This window comes from Allobosea sp. RIT-PG3_2 (genome assembly GCF_057321085.1).
Genome location: NZ_JBXWCA010000001.1, coordinates 807,823 through 826,883, shown reverse-complemented (window position 1 = coordinate 826,883; position 19,061 = coordinate 807,823). Strand labels below are relative to the sequence as shown.

General features: G+C 67.4%; 11 protein-coding genes. 6 read left to right on the top strand and 5 right to left on the bottom strand.

Annotation, left to right across the window (positions count from 1 at the left end; all coding sequences use genetic code 11):
- Positions 1 to 108: 108 nt before the first annotated feature.
- From AC2FAN_RS03720 to AC2FAN_RS03700, 5 genes are all read left to right on the top strand, one after another.
- Complete coding sequence (locus AC2FAN_RS03720) at positions 109 to 2,121, top strand: autotransporter assembly complex protein TamA (protein WP_485172751.1); 2,013 nt, start codon at positions 109 to 111, stop codon at positions 2,119 to 2,121.
- Between the two features lie 155 nt (positions 2,122 to 2,276).
- Positions 2,277 to 6,566: a translocation/assembly module TamB domain-containing protein gene (locus AC2FAN_RS03715; RefSeq protein ID WP_485172750.1), complete on the top strand. Its 4,290-nt coding sequence runs from the start codon at positions 2,277 to 2,279 to the stop codon at positions 6,564 to 6,566.
- A 405-nt stretch (positions 6,567 to 6,971) separates the two neighbouring features.
- Positions 6,972 to 8,345: a porin gene (locus AC2FAN_RS03710; protein ID WP_485172749.1), complete on the top strand. Its 1,374-nt coding sequence runs from the start codon at positions 6,972 to 6,974 to the stop codon at positions 8,343 to 8,345.
- Between the two features lie 274 nt (positions 8,346 to 8,619).
- Positions 8,620 to 10,965: an OmpA family protein gene (locus tag AC2FAN_RS03705; protein WP_485172748.1), complete on the top strand. Its 2,346-nt coding sequence runs from the start codon at positions 8,620 to 8,622 to the stop codon at positions 10,963 to 10,965.
- 9 nt (positions 10,966 to 10,974) lie between these two features.
- Positions 10,975 to 11,679 carry a hypothetical protein gene (locus AC2FAN_RS03700; RefSeq protein WP_476806764.1) on the top strand — a complete coding sequence of 235 codons (705 nt, stop codon included), beginning with the start codon at positions 10,975 to 10,977 and terminating at the stop codon, positions 11,677 to 11,679.
- Between the two features lie 79 nt (positions 11,680 to 11,758).
- On the opposite strand, the gene AC2FAN_RS03695 is transcribed toward AC2FAN_RS03700, so the two are convergent.
- From AC2FAN_RS03695 to AC2FAN_RS03675, 5 genes are all read right to left on the bottom strand, one after another.
- A complete protein-coding gene (locus AC2FAN_RS03695) occupies positions 11,759 to 12,652 on the bottom strand; it encodes an alpha/beta fold hydrolase (RefSeq protein ID WP_476806763.1) in 894 nt (297 codons plus the stop codon).
- An 81-nt stretch (positions 12,653 to 12,733) separates the two neighbouring features.
- On the bottom strand, positions 12,734 to 13,159 hold the full coding sequence (locus AC2FAN_RS03690; protein WP_476806762.1) for a MarR family winged helix-turn-helix transcriptional regulator: 426 nt from the start codon (positions 13,157 to 13,159) through the stop codon (positions 12,734 to 12,736).
- A gap of 11 nt (positions 13,160 to 13,170) precedes the next feature.
- The gene (locus tag AC2FAN_RS03685; RefSeq protein WP_485172747.1) at positions 13,171 to 14,466 is read right to left on the bottom strand and encodes an MFS transporter; all 1,296 of its coding nucleotides are present in this window, start codon (positions 14,464 to 14,466) and stop codon (positions 13,171 to 13,173) included.
- Positions 14,463 to 15,617, bottom strand: coding sequence for an amidohydrolase (locus AC2FAN_RS03680; RefSeq protein WP_485172746.1), 1,155 nt, complete (start codon positions 15,615 to 15,617; stop codon positions 14,463 to 14,465). The genes AC2FAN_RS03685 and AC2FAN_RS03680 overlap by 4 nt, the downstream gene beginning before the upstream one ends.
- Before the next feature lie 254 nt (positions 15,618 to 15,871).
- Positions 15,872 to 17,950: a lytic transglycosylase domain-containing protein gene (locus AC2FAN_RS03675; protein WP_485172745.1), complete on the bottom strand. Its 2,079-nt coding sequence runs from the start codon at positions 17,948 to 17,950 to the stop codon at positions 15,872 to 15,874.
- Positions 17,951 to 18,119: 169 nt separating this feature from the next.
- Here AC2FAN_RS03675 and dapA point away from each other — a divergent pair, with 169 nt between their 5' ends.
- A complete protein-coding gene (gene dapA / locus AC2FAN_RS03670) occupies positions 18,120 to 19,013 on the top strand; it encodes a 4-hydroxy-tetrahydrodipicolinate synthase (RefSeq protein WP_485172744.1) in 894 nt (297 codons plus the stop codon).
- Positions 19,014 to 19,061 lie beyond the last annotated feature (48 nt).

Genomic DNA, 19,061 nt, shown 5'->3' with positions numbered 1-19,061 from the left:
GAGGCTCGCTGGGTCCTTGAGCATTGCGCATGCCGGCTCCCGCCCTATGATGGCGGCGGGTATCGGACGCTGTTTCGATTGTGTGTGGCGGGGTGGCTTGGAGGGCGGATGCGGTTTTGGCGTAGGGCAGGGCATGCCGTCGCTCTGAGCGGCGGCTGTGCGTTTGCCACACTGCTGGGCCTGCAGGCTGACGCTGCCCGGGCTTTCGATCTGTCGTCGCTCGATGTCTTCGGCCTCTTCACCAAGAAGGACGAGCCGCCGGCGCCGAGCGCCACGACTTTGCCCTACAAGCTCGACTTCGATCTCGGCGATGCCGAGGGCGCGAAGGCGCTGACCCGCACGCTGCAGGATGCTTCGCTGCTCTATCGCCTGCGGCAGGATGCGCCGCCCGATGGCGAGACGCTGGCGCGTCGCATGGCGGCCGATTTCAACCCGCTCATCGATGCCCTCTGGTCGCAGGGCTATTTCAATGCCGATGTCGCCCTGGTCGTCGACGGGGTCTCGCTGACGGTCGCGGTCGAGCCGAACGCCACCCTGATCCGGGCGCTGGAGGCACATCGCAACCGCGACGCGGTGCCGATCATCGTGAAGGTCCGCCCCGGCAAGGTCTTCGGCCTGCGCAAGATCGATGTGGTCGAGCGCGACGAGCCCGGCCCGCCGGCGATCGCCGATCCGCTCAAGGTCTCGAAATTGAAGGAGGGCGACCCGGCGACGTCGGCGGCGCTGCGCAGCGCGCAGGCCGCGCTGGTCGACTATATGCGCGCCCAGTCGCGTCCGCTCGCCAAGATGGTCGAGCTCCGGCCGGTCGTCGACCACGCCACCGGCATCATGGACGTGACCTATGTCCTCGATCCCGGCCCGCTCGCAGGATTCGGCGACATCACCATCGGCCAGACCGACGAGATTCCGCCCGAGGTCGTGCGCTCCTTCATCTATCTAGAGCCCGGCGATCCCTATTCGCCCAAGGCGCTGGCCGATACGCGCCGCTCGATCGCGACGATTCCCGCCGTGGGCTCGGTCCGCATCCGCGAGGGCGACAAGCTCGACAGCGCCGGCAACCTGCCGATCTTCGTCGAGGTCACCGAACGGCCGAAGCGCCTGCTCGGCTTCTCGGCCCGCTACTCGACGATCGACGGCCCGGCAGTGAAGACCTACTGGGAGCATCGTAACCTGTTCGGCGGCGCCGAGCGGCTGCGGCTCGAAGGCAGCATCTTCCTGGCGCCGCGCATCGACGGCACCAAGATCCAGAGCTTCGGCGATTTCAACGAATCCGACATCGGCGCCCGTTTCGGCTTCAGCTTTATCAAGCCGGCGCTGGGCGGGAGCCGTTACGACTGGCTGCTCGACGGTGTCGCGACGCGCGAGCGGGTCGGCACCAACCGCTATGGCGGCTATACCGCCCGCTACGCCAACGTCACCACCGCGATCCGCCACCGCTTCAGCGACACCTTCTCGGTTCAGGCCGGCATCGAGGTCGAGCGTGGCCAGACCAGCGACGTGCTCGGCGAGATCGACTACACGCTGGTCGGCATCCCGCTCTCGGTGAGATACGATTCGACCGACAGCCTGCTCGATCCCACGCGCGGTTTCCGGGCGATCGCATCCTTCACACCCTATCCGACCTTCCTCGGCTCGACCGTCGGCATCTACCAGACCAAGGGCGCAGTCTCGGCCTATTATGCGCTCGACGAGGACGCTCGCTACGTGCTGGCCGGCCGGGTCGGCTTCGGTTCGATCTCGGGCGCGAGCCTCGACGAGATCCCGGCGACGCGGCGCTTCTATGCCGGCGGCGGCGGCTCCGTGCGCGGCTATGCCTATCGCAGCCTGGCGCCGCTCGGTCCCTACGGCCAACTTATCGGCGGACGCAGCCTGCTGGAGCTCTCGGCGGAAGCGCGCATCAAGATCACCGACACAATCGGCATAGTACCCTTCTTTGACGCCGGCACGGCCTTCGAATCGAGCTTCCCGGACGGCAAGCAGAAGCTGCAGATGGCCGCCGGCCTCGGCCTGCGCTACTATACCGGCATCGGGCCGATCCGCGTCGACGTCGCCGCACCGCTCAACCCGCGCAAGGGCGACAAGCCGGTCGCCCTCTATGTCAGCATCGGGCAGGCCTTCTGATGCGCCGCCTCCTCACCGACTTCGCCAAGATGAAAGCCCTCGTCCTGAGGAGCGCCGCAAGGCGCGTCTCGAAGGGCGCTCCAGCGGGTTTTGGAACCTCCTGGAACATCCTGCGAGACGCCGCTTCGCCGCTCCTCCGAATGAGGGCTCGCAGGGTGGCGGGGCTTTTCGCTCTGCTCATGGCGGGTTTCCTCGCCTCGGCCCATTTCGGCGGCTTTGCACAGAATGCCCAGACCGACCGCGGCATCGTCGCCGATCTCATCTCGAAGGCGCTGTCCAGCGACACTAGCCAGGTCTCGATCGGCGAGGTCAATGGCGCGCTTTCTTCCGATGTCGAGATCCGCGACATCGTCCTCTCCGATCGCGACGGCGCCTGGCTGCGTCTCGACCGTGTCCGACTGATCTGGACCCGCAGCGCCCTGCTGCTGCGCCGGCTCGATGTCGACCGCCTCGAGATCGGCAAGCTTGAAGTGCTGCGCAAGCCGGCCCCGCAGCCGGCCGGCACGACGGCGCCGAGCAACGAGCCGATCCTGCCGGAACTGCCGCTCAAGGTCATCTTCCGCGCCTTCCAGCTCAACGAGCTCGCTTTGGGCCAGCCCGTCCTTGGCGTCGCCGCACGCCTCGGCGCCACCGGTTCGGCCTCGCTCGGCCCGCCGAGCGAGGGGCTCGACCTCAAGCTCGAGGCGCGCCGTCTCGATATGGGCGGCACCTTCAACGTCAACCTGGCCTTCGTGCCGCAGTCGACGCGCCTGCAACTCGCCGCCAAGCTCGACGAGCCTGCCGGCGGCTTGATCTCGAAGGTCGCGGGCCTGCCGGGCGAGCCGCCGGTGAAGCTCGACCTCAATGGCGACGGCCCGCTCGATTCCTTCCGCTCGAACCTGACCTTCACGGCCGGCCCGACCATCGGGGCCGAGGGCTCCGCGACGCTCGCGCGGGCGGGCGCCGAGCGTCAGCTCGCGCTTGCGCTCGACGCGCGCATCGAAGGGCTGATGCCGCCGCCGGTTGCGCCGGTTTTCGCCGGCTCGACCCGGCTCGACGGCTCGGTCGGCTTCCGCGATGACGGCGGCGTCGACATCCGCAACCTCGCCTTGGTTTCCGCCCTGGCCCGCCTCGACGTGCTCGGCCGCTACAATGCCGACAAGACGCTGGACATGCGTGTCAGCGCCGCGTCCCGGCCGAATGCCGATGGTCGTACGGTCGCCTCGGGCGCGGAGATCGGCAAGCTCGCCTTCGATGCGACGATCCGCGGGCCCGTCGCCGGCCCAACCGTCGTGGCGACCTTCAACGCGCAGGATGCAAACCTGCCGACCGGTCGCTTCGGCAAGGTCGCACTCACCTTCAATGCCACGCCGAGCGGCATTATCGGGGAGCCCGGCACCCGGATCACGTTGACCTCGGACGGCGAGGCCAGCGGGATCGCGCTGGCCGACAAGGCACTTGCGCGCGCGGTCGGCGACAAGGTGACCTTCACCCTGCGCGGCACCGGGCAGGATGACGGCACGGCCGATTTCGAGACCTTGAAGCTCGCCCTTTCCGGCGTCGAGCTCGACTACAAGGGCAAGCTCGGCCAGGCCCGCATCCTCGGCCAGCTCACGGCGGTGCTCCCCGATCTCGCCCGGCTGAGCGATCTCGCCGAGCGTCCGCTCGGGGGCAGGGCGGAGGTCACGGCCGATCTCGATGCGACCCCGCGCCTCAACGATTATACGGCGATACTGGACGGCAAGGCCGAGCGCCTCGCCACCGGGACGGCCGCCGTGGACCGGCTTCTCGCCGGCAGCCTGACACTCGCCGGGCGGGTCAATGCGCTTGCCGGCGACTACACGGTGAGTGGCCTGCGCGTCGCCGGCCAGCATGCGGCCTTCACGGCCGATGGCTCGATCGGCCGGCAGCAATCCGATCTCAAGCTCGCGCTCGCCCTGCCTGATCTCAAGCGCGCCGATCCTCGTCTTTCCGGCCGCGGCAACATTACTGCGCAACTCACCGGCCCGCAGAACCGGCTCGATGCCACGGCCCGCATAGCCCTCGCCAATGCCACCGCGCTGGGCCGCCCGATCCAGCGCCTTGGCATCGATGCCGTGGTGAAGGACCTGCAGGGCGCGCTCGATGCGCGCGTCAATCTGGCCGGCGAGGTGGATTCGAAGCCGGCGACAGGTACGATCCAGCTCGCGCGCCAGCCGGATGACGGCTGGAATCTCTCCACGCTCGATCTCGCCATCGGCTCGGTCCGGCTGAATGGCGGGCTCACCCTCGATCCCGCGAGCCGCGCCGCCGGCCGCCTGACGCTGGCCGCGCGCAATCTCGACGATCTCTCGGCGCTGGCGCTCACCAAGCTCGGCGGTCAGCTCGATGCCGATATTGTGCTGGCGACGCCGGACGGGCGGCAGGACATCGACCTGACCGCGCGTGGATCGCGCCTCGCCGGTCCGTCGGTCTCGATCGACAAGCTCGATGCCAAGGTCGGCGCCCGCGACATCCATGGCCGCCCGATGCTCGATGCGGCCATCGCCATCGACCGCGCTGTTGCCGCCGGCGAGATGATCAGCGCGATCCGCTTCGATTCGAAAGGCGCGCCCGATGCCAGCGCCTTCACGCTGAGCGCGAGCGCGCGCGGCTTTGCGCTCAAGGGCGCCGGCCGGCTGGTGCCCGGCGAGCCGCTGAAGCTGGAGATCGCCTCCTTCGACGCTCGCCGTGACGGCCGCGCGATCACGCTCGCGAATCCGGCCTCGCTGAGCTTCCCGGCCTCCGGCGTCGAGATCGCCAACCTCGCCCTGATGATCGACAAGGGAAGGGTGACGCTCGATGGTCGCGCCGGCGAGACGCTCGATCTGCGCTTCGCCGCCCGCAACGTGCCGCTCTCGGCCGCCCGTATCGCTTCGCCGAACCTGAACCTGTCGGGCACCCTGAATGCCGAGGCGCAGATCAAGGGCAAGCCAGGCGATCTCTCCGGCCCGTGGAAGCTGCGGATCGCGCAACTCGTCACGCCCGAAACCCGGCAAGCCGGCTTGCCGCCGGTCGAGATCACCGGAGAGGGCGCCTTCAAGGGCGACGCCACCAGCGTTTCCGCCACCGTGAATGCCGGCCGTGGCGCCAGCCTGACGCTGCGAGGCACGGCGCCGCTCAACGCCACGGGGCCGCTCGATCTCTCTGCGCAGGGTCGTATCGACGCCGCGATCGCCAATACGATGCTCGCCGTAAACGGCCAGCGCGTCACCGGAAATGTCGCCATCGATATGCGCGCTGGCGGGACCGCGTCCGCGCCGCGCCTGAGCGGCAACGCGACGCTGTCGAACGGCAGCTTCACCGATGCGCTGCAGGGCATCCGGCTCAACGCCATCGAAGCCCGCATCGCCGCCAATGGGGACAATCTGACGATCGAGCGCGCTTCGGCCCGCGCGCCGAATGGCGGCACGATCTCGGGCAGCGGTCAGGTCAAATTCGATCCGGCCGCCGGCTTCCCCGGCAATATCCGCATCCGGGGCGAGCGCGCACAGCTCGTCTCAAGCGGACTTGTCACGGCCGTCGCGGGGCTGGATCTCGAAATCAGCGGGCCGCTCGCCCAGCGCCCGCGGATCGGCGGGCGCATCGACATCGTCTCGCTCGAGGTTTCCGTTCCCGACCGGCTGCCCGCCTCGCTCCGGCCCGTCGACGGCATCAAGCACATCAATGCCCGCGGTACCGCTGCCGCCCGCCTCGCTGCCGAGCGCAAGGCGCGCCAGGCTCGCGGCCGTGGTCGCGCTGCCCCGGCATTCGACGCGACGCTCGCCCTGACGGTTTCGGCGCCGAGCCGCGTCTTCATCCGCGGCCGCGGCATCGATGCCGAGCTCGGCGGCGAGATCCGCATTGCCGGCACCTCGTCCGCCCCGGTGCTGAATGGCGGCTTCGAACTGCGTCGCGGCCGCCTCAGCGTGTTGACCCAGCGCCTCGACTTCAGCCGCGGCCGGCTCACCTTCGCCGGTGGGTTGATCCCCGAACTGGACTTCGTTGCCGAGACGAGCGCCGGTGACGTGACAGCCAAGGTCATCGTCAGCGGCCCGGCCGACCAGCCCAGCTTCGCCTTCACCTCCCAGCCTGAATTGCCACAGGACGAAGTGCTGTCGCGGCTGCTGTTCGCCCGTGCCTCCGGCTCGCTTTCGGCCTTCCAGGCCCTTCAGCTCGCCCAGGCTGCCGCGCAATTCGCCGGTGGTGGCGGGGACGACACCTTCGAGCGGCTGCGCAAGTCGCTCGGCGTCGACAATCTCGACATCCAGATGGGAGAGGGCGGTCCGACCGTCGGAGCGTCGCGTTACATCAGCGACAACGTCTCCGTTGGCGTGAAGGTCGGCTCCAAGCCCGAGGATAGCGGCGTCTCGGTCAGCATCGATGTGACGAAGCGCCTGAAGCTCCAGGCGGAGACCGGGGCAGACGGCAGCGCCGCAGTCGGGATCGGCGCCGAGTGGGAATACTGAACCGGAGCCGGTTGAGAATCGCTATCCAACGGGATTCGCGGCTTAGGACACGCGGAGCGCATCCGATTCCCGTTTGGACGGCTTCAAAACGGGCCGTCGCGAGCCTTTGAGGTTAATGCTTCGTAAATTTCGAGCGTCAAAGCGTGGCTCGCCTGCAACACCGGATTTCAAAGCACCCCATACACAGGTCTGACAGGCGGATCGTGGTTGATCGGCGAGGCCGCATTCGTATGGTGGTGATGCGTCGGGACGTTCCCGGTCGCTGTTTTTCGTCTTCGCCACCGAAATAGGTCGGTGACGCAGGCGAAAGACCGGGAACAGGCAGGTTCTGCGATCAGGCTGAAAGTCTGGGGCGGGGGGCAGGCTGAAGCCCGAGGGTCTCGAAACTCTTTTGGAGGTTACCAAATGAAGCTCGTCAAGAGCCTCCTCCTCGGTTCCGCCGCCGGCATCGCCGCGGTCGCCGGGGCTCAGGCCGCCGACCTTCCCTCGCGGAAGGCCGCTCCGGTCGAATACGTTCGCGTCTGCACCGCTTACGGCGCTGGCTTCTTCTACATCCCCGGCACCGACTCCTGCCTGCGCATCTCGGGCCGCGTCCGCGCCGAGTACGCCGTCGGCGAGCGTTACAGCGACTTCCAGGATGCTTACGGCACTCGTGCTCGTGGCCGCCTGAACGTCGACGTCCGTACGCAGACCGCCTACGGCACGCTGCGCACCTTCATCCGCTATGAGCTGACCAACAACACCGGCATCTACAACGCCGGCACCGGTCCGTTCAACGTTGGCGCAGCCGTTCCGGGTCTGGTCCGTGGCGCTTCGTCGACCTCCACCACCTCGCTCCTCGATCTGGCCTTCATCCAGTTCGGCCCGATCACCGCTGGTCGCGCTCAGTCGTTCTTCGACTTCTACGCTTCGGACCTGAACTTCGCTTCGATCCGTACGGCAGACTCGCGCGTCAACCTGTTGGCCTACACCGCCACCTTCGGTTCGGGCTTCTCGGCGACGGTGTCGCTCGAAGACCGCACCTCGGGCACGGTTGGTCGTGAGCTCGGCGGCATCATCCAGGATCCGATTCTGTTCGTGAACGGCGGCACTGCTGTCACCCAGGGTCAGGACTACCCGGATCTCATCGCCTCGCTGCGCGTCGATCAGGGTTGGGGCTCCGCTCAGCTGTCGGGCGCCGTCGGCCAGCGCAATTACGCCACGGCTTCGAACGTCACTGCAGTTAATGGTGACGAATTTGCCTGGGCCATCCAGGGCGGCGTCAAGATCAACCTGCCGTCGCTCGCCGCTGGCGATGCCCTGTGGCTGCAGGCCGCTTATGCGGACGGCGCTCTCGGCTACCTCGGCTGGTCCGGTGGCAGCTTCGGCCTCGGCCGTCTCGGCCGCCTGAGCCTGGCTGACGCCTCGATCAACCCGATCACCGGCAGCATCGATAACTCGACCGGCTGGTCGCTCGTCGCGGCGTTCCGCCACTTCTGGACCCCGACCATCCGCACCGAGATCAGCGCGTCGTACTCGGAACTCAAGCTTGGCTACAACGACAACTCGCAGCTCTTCGCTGTGTCGCGCTCGCTGGACCCCAAGGAGTTCCTGGTTGCTGCCAACCTGATCTGGTCGCCGGTTTCCGGCCTGGATATCGGTGTCGAAGTGCTCTACTCGCACCTTGACGTCCGTGCGCCGGTCGGTGTCGTCAGCAACGCCAACGTCCGCAGCGGCGTGCTCGGCATCAAGTCGGAAGACTCGATCTCCGGCCGCCTGCGCATCCAGCGCGACTTCTGATCGGTCTCCGATCTCAGTCGGAAGCCCCGGGGAAACCCGGGGCTTTTTTTATTGTCTGTGGGTTGCCGAGGCTTCGCGGTTGACGAGCGCGCGTCGTCGGGCCTGATCTAGCGTATGCGCCGTTCTTGCTAGCAGTCTCAAAGAACACGTGGAGCAAGGCGGCGGTTGGATCGATATCTACGGGTCGCCTGGTAAGCCATTGATAAGGTAGGGCGGTCGCGATCATCGGATGCCTGCGCCCACGCTGAGCGGACGCAGGGGTAGGGGGCAAGACATGTCGCAGCCGGCGCGCTGGATCTGGGGGCTGATTCCGCTGGCTCTGCTATGGGGCGCGGGAAATCTCGGACTGGACGATGCGATCGAGCGCGACGTCGGTGCCCGGGCCGTGCAGGCCGTGGCTGCGGTTGCCGGCAAGACGCCGGGCGCTCGCCCGGTCGTGGCTCAGGTCGAGGGCCGGGACGTCACCATAGGCGGCGAGGTTCTCTCCACCGACGGCGCCAATAAGGCGATGTCGCAGCTTCGAAGCGAATTCGGCGTCCGCCGTGCGTTCGGAGGACTGTCCCAGGTCGTGGCACAGAAGCCTTACTCCTGGTTCGCCGCGCGCTCTGCGGACAATCTCGCGCTCGGCGGCTTCGTTCCGGATCTCGACACGGCCTCGGCCAATCTCGCCGCTGCCGGGCGCGCGCTGCCGGGGCTGCGCATCGACGACCGCCAGATCGTCGCCTTCGGAGCGCCCGAAGGCTTCGCCGCGATGACCGCCTCCATGATCGCTGAATTGCCCAGATTGGCCTCGGGCCGGATCGCGCTCGACGATGGCCGCTTCTGCATCGAAGGCAAAGCCGCGAGTCCCGACGCGTTCCGCGCGCTCGAGGCTGCCGCGGCGCAGCCAGCTCATTCCGGATTCCGGGCCGTGACGTGCGATCTCGAGCCGCCGACCATCGCGCCTTATCGCTGGAGCGCCGAGCGCAGCGCCGGCAACGCGCTCGTCCTGCGTGGTTTCTATCCGAATGAGGAGGTGCGCAGGCAGCTTCTCGACTCGGTGAAACGCGCCTTTGGAGCAGCCGTCCCCCTGCGCGACGAATTGCAGCCGGGCGCCGGTGCGCCGTCGGCGTTCCCCGAGAAGGTTGCCCGCGCTGCCGTAGATCTCGCCCGCCTCCGCGAGGGCAGGGCCGAGATCACTGGCGACGTCTACACGCTCTCCGGCAAAGGCCCGGACAGCTACGACGCCTGCCAGGCCCTGCGCCTGCAGATCGCCCAGATGGATGGGCCGGATTCGGTCGCGCGTGTCGCGGTCGATTGCCCACCGGAGCCGCCGCCGGTCCCTGTGGTCGTGCCCTTGCCTGAGGTGCCGGGCTTGATCCTGGACGATGTGCTGCCCGCCGCGCCCGCACCTCGTGACACCGCCGGGCCTGGGCTTTCGGCCTCTGGCACTGCTGCGCCACCGATGGCCTCCGGCGCGGTAGCCGGTGCGCCGGCAACCGCGCCGTCGGTTGCGGTCCCGCTCGATTGGACCGCGAGGCGCACCGATGGTCACATCGCTCTGGAGGGAGCGCTGCCCAGCGAGCCGGTTCGGACCGGCGTCCTTACCGCTGCGCGCCGCCTGTTCGCGGAAACGGCGATCGACGACCTCATGGCTGTCGCGCCTGCGCTGCGCTCCGAACTCGACATCCCGGCATCGCTGTCTTTCGCGCTCGACGTGCTGTCGAAGCTGAAATCCGGCTCGGTGTCGGTTCGCGACAAGGCTTTCGTCATGGCGGGCGAGGTTGCGGACGCTGCGGGGCGCGCCGCGCTGCGCGACATCCTTGCCCGAGGGGCTCCGGCAGGCCTCAGCGTGCCGTCTTCTTTGCCGGATAGTATCGTGGTGCGGCCCTATGGCCTGGCGCTGTCCATGGACCGCACCGGCATGCGACTGTCCGGCTATCTGCCGGACGAGGCAATGCGGGCGGCCCTGCGTGGACTTATCGCGGATTCCCCGCTCAAGGACCGGCTCGAAGACACAGCGGTTGTCGTGCCGGGAGCTCCGCCCGGTTTCGGGGCCGCCATACGAACGGTTCTCACAGATCTGCTGCGTCTCGATCTCGGCTCGGCGTCTATCGAGGATGAGCGGATCGCCATCCGCGGCCTGACCTGCCGCGAACTGGTCAAGAGCGAGGTCGAGACCAGCGCGTCCTCAGGTCTGCCGCCGGGCTTCAAGGCCGATGCCGTGATCGGTCTGCGCCAGACTGGCTGCGTGGTCGATCCACCGGCGAGCTGCCAGAATGATCTCGACAATCTGACCAGGCAAAACACGGTCCTGTTCGGGCAGGGCACATCCGTCGTCGAGCTCGACACGACGACGGAGCGGGTGATCGGCGAGGCGGCGGCCATCCTCAAGAAATGCCCGGGCGCTCCGGTCACCATCGAAGGACACGCCAACCGCGACGGCGAGCGGCGCGGCTTCGACAATCAGGATCTGTCGCTGCGGCGAGCATTGCGCGTGCGCGAGGAGCTGACGCGGCGCGGCATCGATCCGGGCCAGCTCACGGTCAAGGCCTATGGCAGCGCGCGTCCGCTGGTGTCCTATGACACGTCGGAAGCCAAGACGATGAACCGCCGCGTGCAGTTCACCGTGGCGAAGTAGGAGGCGGACATGCTCTATCTCGCCAGCCAGTTCGTCTGGTTCCTGCTCGCCGCCTTCGGGCTGGGGCTGGCCATGGGCTGGATCAGCAACGATGGCGGAAAGCCGCGCCTGTGGAGCGGCGCCTGGACCGTCCTCGCTCTGCTCTGGGCGGGCGGTGCTGCCCTGACATGGTTCCAGTGGCTGAACGGCATGGCGGCGACGTGGGTCGAGTCCGCCTTGCTGTTCGTAGCGGCGTATTGGATCGGCTGCGTCTGCGCCAGCCTCGTTCCCAGGAGGATGGCTGCAGAGACTGCTCCAGTGGCTGCACAGAAATCGATGCCATCGTTGCCGATCCCACCGTCAGCCGCTGTGGCCGAGCCATCCGTTGCGAAGCCTGCCGGCGCGCTTGCGCCGGTTCCGAACGAGGCAGAACTGCCCGGCCAGCGCCCGTCAGGCCTCCCGACGGCCCGCAACGACAAGGCCGACGATCTCAAGTTGATCAAGGGTGTCGGCCGCCAGAACGAGGGTCGGCTGCATGGCCTCGGCATCTGGCATTTCGAGCAGATCGCCGCCTGGACCGCTGAGAACGTCGAATGGGTCGGCAGTTATCTCGCCTTTCCCGGCCGCATCGAGCGCGAGGACTGGGTCGGCCAAGCAAAGGTGCTTGCGGCAGGCGGGGAGCCGGAATTCGCCACCCGCGCCAAGGCGGGGGCTGGTCGAGACCTCACGGGATGACGGCTCCGCCGGCCTGGACAACGTTGCGGCCTTGCTCGAGGGCGAAACCAAGGCCGGACCCTCGAAATCCTGAACCGGTTCAGGCCGCGCACCGCTCGGCCCGGGCAATCAGCTTGCCGATGCGCCGGATCATCTCCTTCGAGCCGAGCAGCGGGGCGTGGCCCTGACCGGGGGCGGTATAGATCTCGCAGTCGGAATGGCGCTCGGCCATGTCCTGCAATGTCTTTTCTGCCAGAAGGTCGGAATTGGCACCGCGGATCGCCAGCAACGGCACGGCCTTGAGGCCGTCGAAATAGGTCCACAACACCGGCAGCGGCGTCTCGAGGTCGAGCTCTTCGAGGACCTTCATCAGCTTGGTGTCGTAGTCCGGCCTGAGCGCGCCGTCGCGATCCGTCCAGGTCCGGCGGGCCATCACCTCCCATTCGGCTTCACTCAGCACCGGGAAATGCTGGTCGGAGAGCCTTTTCAGGATCTCGGCCCCTTCCGAAAAGCTGCGCGGCATCGGCAGCTTGCCGACATAGCCGCGGATGCGCAGCAGGCCGCGCGCGTCGATCACCGGGCCGACATCGTTGAGGACGGCGCCGCGGATCACGGCGGGGCGTGCGGCCGCCAGCGCCATGGTCAGAAGCCCGCCGCGCGAGGTGCCGACGAAGACGGCCTGTTCGACCCCCATCGCCACCAGCACCTGCATCAGGTCGTCGAGCTCGATGCGGATGTCGTAGTTCTTCCAGTCGCGGTCGTAGTCGGAGAGCCCGCGGCCGCGATAGTCGAGCGCCAGCACGCGGCGCGGCTTGGCGTCGTCCTGGGCAAAAGCCAGGGCCAGTTCGTGGAAATCGGCCGCCGTGCGCGCGAAACCGGGTAGGCAGATAATGGGCAGCGCGGGTGCTTCGAGCGGGCCGTAATCGCGCAGATGCAGCTTGAGTCCGTCGCGGGCGCTGACGAAGCGGGAAATGAAACCGGGCTCGGATGTCATGCAGGACTCGGAAAGGGCAAGGCGGATCCGCACCTAATCACGGTGGCGCCGGCTACGAAAGCCGGCTTGGACTGCCGGCCGTCAGGATGCGCCCCAGCCTTTCAGCTTGGCGAGGCAGCGATTGAGGCTGTCGAGTTCTTCCGGCGTGAGCACGGCGAGGAAATCGCGCTCCAGTTCCTCGCCCAGCCGGTCGGCCTCCTGACGGATGGCGGTCCCCTTTGCCGTCAGTCGGAGCGCGACGCGGCGAGCATCGGCGCTTTCGAGCTCGCGCTGGACGTAGCCTTGATCCACCAGCTTGCGCAGATGCTTGGAAACAAGCGTCTGTTCGATAAGGGCCCCGTCCGACAGCGCGCGGGACGACAGGCCCGGAGTGTCGCCGATCACGCGCATCACGCGCAGCTCGCGGATATTGAGGCCGAGCCGCTCCTTGTAGACCCGCGAGGCCTTCGCCATCGCGGTCTGGCTCAACTGGTCGAGCCGAAAGGTCAGGAAGGGTTCGAGGGGCATCGCCGGCGGGGCTAGCGAGGGCTGCTTGTCCGGCTCGCCAGCCCGAGCGCAATCAGCGACAGCGCGGTGCAGGCAAGGAGATAGTAGGACGGAACCATGTCCGAGCCCGTCTTCGCCACCAGCCAGGTCAGGGTGAAGGGCGCGAGCCCGCCGAACAGCAGCACCACGACATTGTAGGCGATCGACATGCCGGTCGAGCGCACATCGGTCGGGAACATGCCGGCGAGCAGGCCGGGCGTCGGCGCCCAGATCGCCGCGATCGACAGCGCGCAGATCGCCTGTGCGATGAGCAGGCGTTCGAAGCTCGGTACAGCCACGACATAGGCCAACAGCGGATAGGACAGCAGCGCGAAGCTCAGCATGCCCAACAGCCAGACGCGGAAGGCGCTCCACCGGTCGGCGAGATGGCCCATGATCGGCACGAAGATGAACAGCAGGATGCCGCCGATCAGCGAGCTCAGCATCGCGCTGGTGAAGGGCAGCTTGAGCTGCCGCACCACATAGCCCGGCAGGAAGATGAACCAGACATAGTTCGAGGCCGTGCCGGGGATCATGATGCCGAAGCAGCGCAGCAGCGCGTTGCGGTGCTCGGCCAGCACGGCGCGGAACGGCGTCCGGCTGGCACTTTTGCCGCCCTCGCTCTCATATTCGGGAGATTCGTCGACGAAGCGGCGGATGTAGAAGCCGAGCGGCGTGATCAGCGATCCCAGCAGGAAGGGGATGCGCCAGCCCCAGCTCTGGAGTGCCTCGGGTGACAGCAGCGTCGCCAGCGCATAGCCGGAAAAGGCCGCGAGCGCGAGCGCCAGTGCCTGCGAGCACATCTGGAAGCTGCCGAAGGTCATCTTGCGGCCGGGCGGCGCGTATTCCACCAGCATCGCCGTGGCGGAGGCGAATTCGGCACCGACAGAGATGCCCTGCAGGATGCGGGCGACGATGACGAGGATAGGCGCGAGGATGCCGATCGTCGCATAGCTCGGCGTCAGCCCGATCAGCACGGTCGAGAACCCCATGATGAGGATCATCACCGTCAGGATCGGCTTGCGGCCGAAGCGGTCGGCATAGGTCGAGAGCAGAACGCCGCCGATCGGCCGGACCAGGAAGGAGATCGCGAAGGTCGCTGCCGTCAGCAGCGCCGAGACGAGCGGGTCCGAGCTCGGGAAGAAGACCTGCGCGATGATGGTGGCGAAGAAGCCGTAGACCAGGAAGTCGTACCATTCGAGGCCGTTGCCGATCACCGAGGAGATCACGGCGCGCCGGACCATCGCGGGAGAGCGCGATTGCCCGATCTGGATGGTGGCGGCGGTCATGCGTTGGCTCCCGTCTGGCGCTCGACGAGACGGCAGAGGATGCTGGCGCCGATCGGGAGCAGGCGGTCATCGAAATCGAAGGTCGGGTGGTGGCACATCGCGCCGGGCTGCCCGAGGAAGATATAGGCGCCGGGCCACTCGCGCAGCATCAGCGCGAAGTCGTCCGAGAAGGGCAGGGGCTTGAGATCGACCTTCACATTGGCCTCGCCGAGCACAGTGCCGGCGGCGGCCGCAGCCGCTTCCGCCGCACGCGGATCGTTGAGGCAGGGCGGGCAACCCGCCTTCTTCGTCCAGGTGATGGTGCAGCCCGACATCAGCGCGACGCCGCGGCAGATCGCATCGAGCTTGTCGACGATGCGGGCTTCGGTCGCCGGGTCATAGGTGCGGATCGTGCCGCCGAGCTCGGCGGTATCCGGGATGACATTCGGGGCGGTGCCGGCCGAGAGCCTGCCGAGGCTGATGACGGCCGGCTCCATCGGGTCGACATGGCGTCCGACGATCGAGGAGATCTCGGTCGCGAGCCGCGCCGCGACCTGAAGCGGATCGACGGTGGTGTGCGGTGCCGCGCCGTGGCCGCCCACGCCCTTGACCTTGATCTCGAAGACGGTGGTGCCGCTCAGCGTCGGGCCGGACCGGACAGCGGCCGTTCCTTCCTCGTAGAGCGGGATGGTGTGCAGCGCGTAGATCTCGGAGCAGGGGAAGCGCTCGAATAGCCCATCGGCGATCATGCGCTCGGCGCCCTGTCCGACCTCCTCGGCCGGCTGGAAGATCAGATGCACCTTGCCGCGCTTGGGCGGGTTGGCGGCGAGATGGCGCGCCGCCGCGAGCAGCATCACCGTATGGCCGTCATGGCCGCAACCGTGGAATGTCTTCTCCGTCTTCGAGCTGTAGCCGAGCCCGGTCTCCTCATCCATCGGCAGGGCGTCCATATCGGCCCGCAGCCCGATGGTCGGCCCCTCGGCCGCGCCCTTGATGACGCCGACGAGGCCGGTGCCGCCCAGCCCGCGATGCACCTCGATACCGAACGATTCCAGCGTCCGCGCGACGAAGTCCGAGGTTCGAAACTCCTGGAAGGCGATTTCGGGATGGGCGTGAAGGTCACGGCGCCACGCCTGAAGTGTCGGCGCGAAATCGGCAATATCCTGCAGCATCGAAATTCCTCCGCTGTCCGCAAGAGGTATTTGAAAGTTTCAAATATTGCAATGGGCAGGAAAGATCGTTGCGGGGCGCCGGCAAATCTCCGGTGTGAATTGGACGTACGGCGGGAACCCCGCCGTCATCCCGGGCGCAGCGAAGCGGCGGCCCGGGATCCATGCCCGAGCGTTTGCTGGAAAGGTCCAGCCATGGATCCCGGATCGGCGCGGCTGAAAGCCGCTTGTCCGGGATGACACGCGGTTTCAGGTCCTCAGTCGCGCTTGCCGCCGCGCTTCAAATCGTAGTCGATCAGATAGGCTGTCCGCTGGTTCAGCCGCTCGCGATACACCTGCAAATTCTCCATCACGCGCTGGACGTAGTTGCGCGTCTCGGAGAACGGGATGCGCTCGACCCAATCGACGGCGTCGACCTCCGGATCGCGCGGGTCGCCATAGGCGGCGATCCATTTCTTCACGTTCGGCGAGCCGGCGTTGTAAGCGGCGAAGCTCAGGATGTAGGAGCCGCGCCATTCCTTCAGCAGGTCGTTGAGATGGGCCGCGCCCATCCGCGCCGCGTAGAGCGGATCCTGTCCGAGCTTCTGCCAGTCGAAGGGCAGGCCGGCGCGCCGCGCCGTCTCGCGCGCCGTCGCCGGCATCATCTGCATCAGGCCGCGCGCACCGGCTTGCGACATCGCGGTCGGCTCGAAGGCGCTCTCCTGCCGGGCGATGGCGTGAACGATCGCCCTCTCCATCGGGTCGCCGAGCACGTCGAACTCCGGGATGCCGTTGGTCGGATAGGCGGCCATATCGAGTGGGAAACCGCGCTGCAGCGCGGCCTTGCCGATGCCGACGAGCGCCCGCGCATCCGCCTCGCGACGGGCGATGGCCGCGACCGCCTCCAGCGCCTCGGTGGTGTGAAGGCGCTGCGCCAGGTCGTTCAGCATCGCGGTGGCGAGGTCGCGCTCGCCGATGCGGTAGAGCAAACGGACGCCGCGATGGCCAGGCAGCGCCTCGAGCCCGGCTGCGGCCGAACTCCTCAGCGGCAGGCCGGCCAAGCCCAGCTTGGCCCGCGCGAGTTGTCCGTAATAGGCGATCGGTTGCTCGGCGGCCTTGCCGTAGGAGGCCTTTGCCTCCTCGGTCTTGCCCAGTTCCTCATAGGCACGGCCCCGCCAATAGGCGGCGCGCGAGGCCGAGATCGGTGTCTCGGCGATGGCCGCCGCCGCGTCGAAATGCTTTAGCGCGACATCGGCCTTCTTGAGGAAGCGAAGCGCGACGAAGCCGGCATGCCATTCCGCTTCGATCCGCTCGGCCGCATCCTCGGCGCCATGGCCGGCGGAAACCTCATAGGCTTTTGCCGGCTGGCCGGCATCGATGAGCTTGCGCGAGATGATGCGCCGCTCTTCCCACCAGCCGTCGCCATCCCCGAGCAGCGCCGGATCGCGCGGGATGTTGGCGAGCGCCTTCACCGCATCGTCGAGCTTGTCGCCGCGGCGGGCCTGCTGCGCCTGCAGGAAGGCGAAGGAGACATCGCTGCGGAGCGAGGCCGGCACGGCCGCGATCAGCTTGTCGGAGATCGGCTGGCGCGCCTTCGCGCTGGCGAGGCGCGCTCTGGCCAGCACGACATAATCGGCCGAGACGCGAGCGGCATTGCGCAGCGCCGCCTCGCCGCTCTCCTTGAAAAGGAAGCGCTCGGTGCGCAGGCGATGGTCGTCTTTCGTCAGCGCCGTCTCGAACTCCTTCAGGACGATCTTCTCGAGCGCCTGCCCGAACGGATCGGTGCGCCAGCTCTTGCGTGCGAGAGCGGTCGCTTCGTCCGCGCGTCCCTCGTCCTTGAGAGCCAGAGCGAGGGCAATCCTTCCGGCCGGCGAGACCGGCTGCTGGCCATGGAAGAAGGTGCGCACGACCAGGGGACTCTTCTTCTCGGCGATCAGCGCCTCTTCGGCGCGTCGTCGAAAACGGGTCGTGGCCGGATAATTCGGATGCTCGCGGAGGAAGGCGTCGATCCGCGAGAAGGACACGGAGCCCGCATTGGCGTGGATCGCCACCCATTCGAGCAGCGTGCGCGCCGCGCGGTCGTCGATCCGCGCAGCGAGATCGTCGCCCTCTCCGAGCGCGCCGCGGCGATAGGCGGCGACGGCCGCCTTCACGGCATCCGGATTGATCGCATCCTCGTCGCGCATGACGGCGGGTGGATAGGACGGCAGGGCGCCCGTGATCTCGATGTCGCCGATCATGGCGAGTTTGCGCTGGCTCACAAGCATGCCGTCGTCGCCCGCTCGCGTCGATGAGGCGCAGAGCAGGGCAGGCAGCAGCAGGCCGAGCAGTCTCCGCGCGGCGGCAGGCGAGGCCATGGCGGGTCTCCATCCTGTAGCAGGCATTGGTCGATGGTCGGTGAAGGGGGTTTATGAAGGTTTAACTATGAGGCCACGCATTTTCATGGGTTGCCGGCTTTGCCTTGGCGGAACGACGGTTTATGTGTGGCGGCCCTATCATCCACGTTTTCGCTTCAGGATCGTCCTCATGACCAAGCACATTGCCTTTACCGGCTCGATGCCCGCTCTGGTCACGCCGTTCAAAGCCGGCAAGGTCGACGAAGAGGCACTGCGCGCGCTGGTCGACTGGCAGATCGGCAATGGCTCCACCGGCCTCGTTCCGGTCGGCACCACCGGCGAGAGCCCGACGCTCAGCCATGACGAGCACAAGCGCGTCGTCGAGATCGTCGTGGAGCAGGCCAAGGGCCGCGTTCCGGTCATCGCGGGCGCCGGCTCCAACAACACGATCGAGGCGATCGACCTTGCAAAGCATGCCGAGAAGGCTCGCGCCGATGCCGTGCTCGTGGTCACGCCCTACTACAACAAGCCGACCCAGGAAGGCATGTACCAGCACTTCAAGGCGGTGAACGACGCGGTCGGAATTCCGATCATCATCTACAACATCCCCCCGCGTTCGGTCGTCGACATGTCGGTCGAGACGATGGCGCGGCTCTACGAGCTCAAGCACATCGCCGGGGTGAAGGACGCCACGGCCAACCTCGCCCGCGTCTCGCAGCAGCGCCACGCCATGGGGCCGGATTTCATCCAGCTTTCGGGTGAGGACATGACCGCGCTCGCCTATATGGCGGCCGGCGGCCATGGCTGCATCTCGGTGGTCGCCAATGTCGCGCCGCGCCTCTGCGCCGATCTCATGGAGGCCGCGCTCAAGGGCGATTACGCCACCGCGCTGAAGGTTCAGGATCGGCTCGTGCCGCTCCATGACGCGACTTTCAAGGAGCCTGGCCTCGCCGGCGCCAAGCACGGCCTCGCTCTGCTCGGTCGCATCGAGGAGGAGGTTCGCCTGCCGCTGATGCCGGTGACGCCGGCGACCGGCAAAGTCATTCGCGAGGCGATGGTGTTCGCCGGGCTGTTGAATGCCTAAGTAGGGATTGCGCTCGTCCGGTCGTCCCGGCCGACGCCAGGGAGAAGA

Coding starts and splice junctions, on each gene's coding strand:
- AC2FAN_RS03720 (WP_485172751.1), top strand. CDS start 109: ATGCGGTTTTGGCGTAGGGCAGGGCATGCCGTCGCTCTGAGCGGCGGC.
- AC2FAN_RS03710 (WP_485172749.1), top strand. CDS start 6,972: ATGAAGCTCGTCAAGAGCCTCCTCCTCGGTTCCGCCGCCGGCATCGCC.
- AC2FAN_RS03705 (WP_485172748.1), top strand. CDS start 8,620: ATGTCGCAGCCGGCGCGCTGGATCTGGGGGCTGATTCCGCTGGCTCTG.
- AC2FAN_RS03700 (WP_476806764.1), top strand. CDS start 10,975: ATGCTCTATCTCGCCAGCCAGTTCGTCTGGTTCCTGCTCGCCGCCTTC.
- AC2FAN_RS03695 (WP_476806763.1), bottom strand. CDS start 12,652: ATGACATCCGAGCCCGGTTTCATTTCCCGCTTCGTCAGCGCCCGCGAC.
- AC2FAN_RS03690 (WP_476806762.1), bottom strand. CDS start 13,159: ATGCCCCTCGAACCCTTCCTGACCTTTCGGCTCGACCAGTTGAGCCAG.
- AC2FAN_RS03685 (WP_485172747.1), bottom strand. CDS start 14,466: ATGACCGCCGCCACCATCCAGATCGGGCAATCGCGCTCTCCCGCGATG.
- AC2FAN_RS03680 (WP_485172746.1), bottom strand. CDS start 15,617: ATGCTGCAGGATATTGCCGATTTCGCGCCGACACTTCAGGCGTGGCGC.
- AC2FAN_RS03675 (WP_485172745.1), bottom strand. CDS start 17,950: ATGGCCTCGCCTGCCGCCGCGCGGAGACTGCTCGGCCTGCTGCTGCCT.
- dapA (WP_485172744.1), top strand. CDS start 18,120: ATGACCAAGCACATTGCCTTTACCGGCTCGATGCCCGCTCTGGTCACG.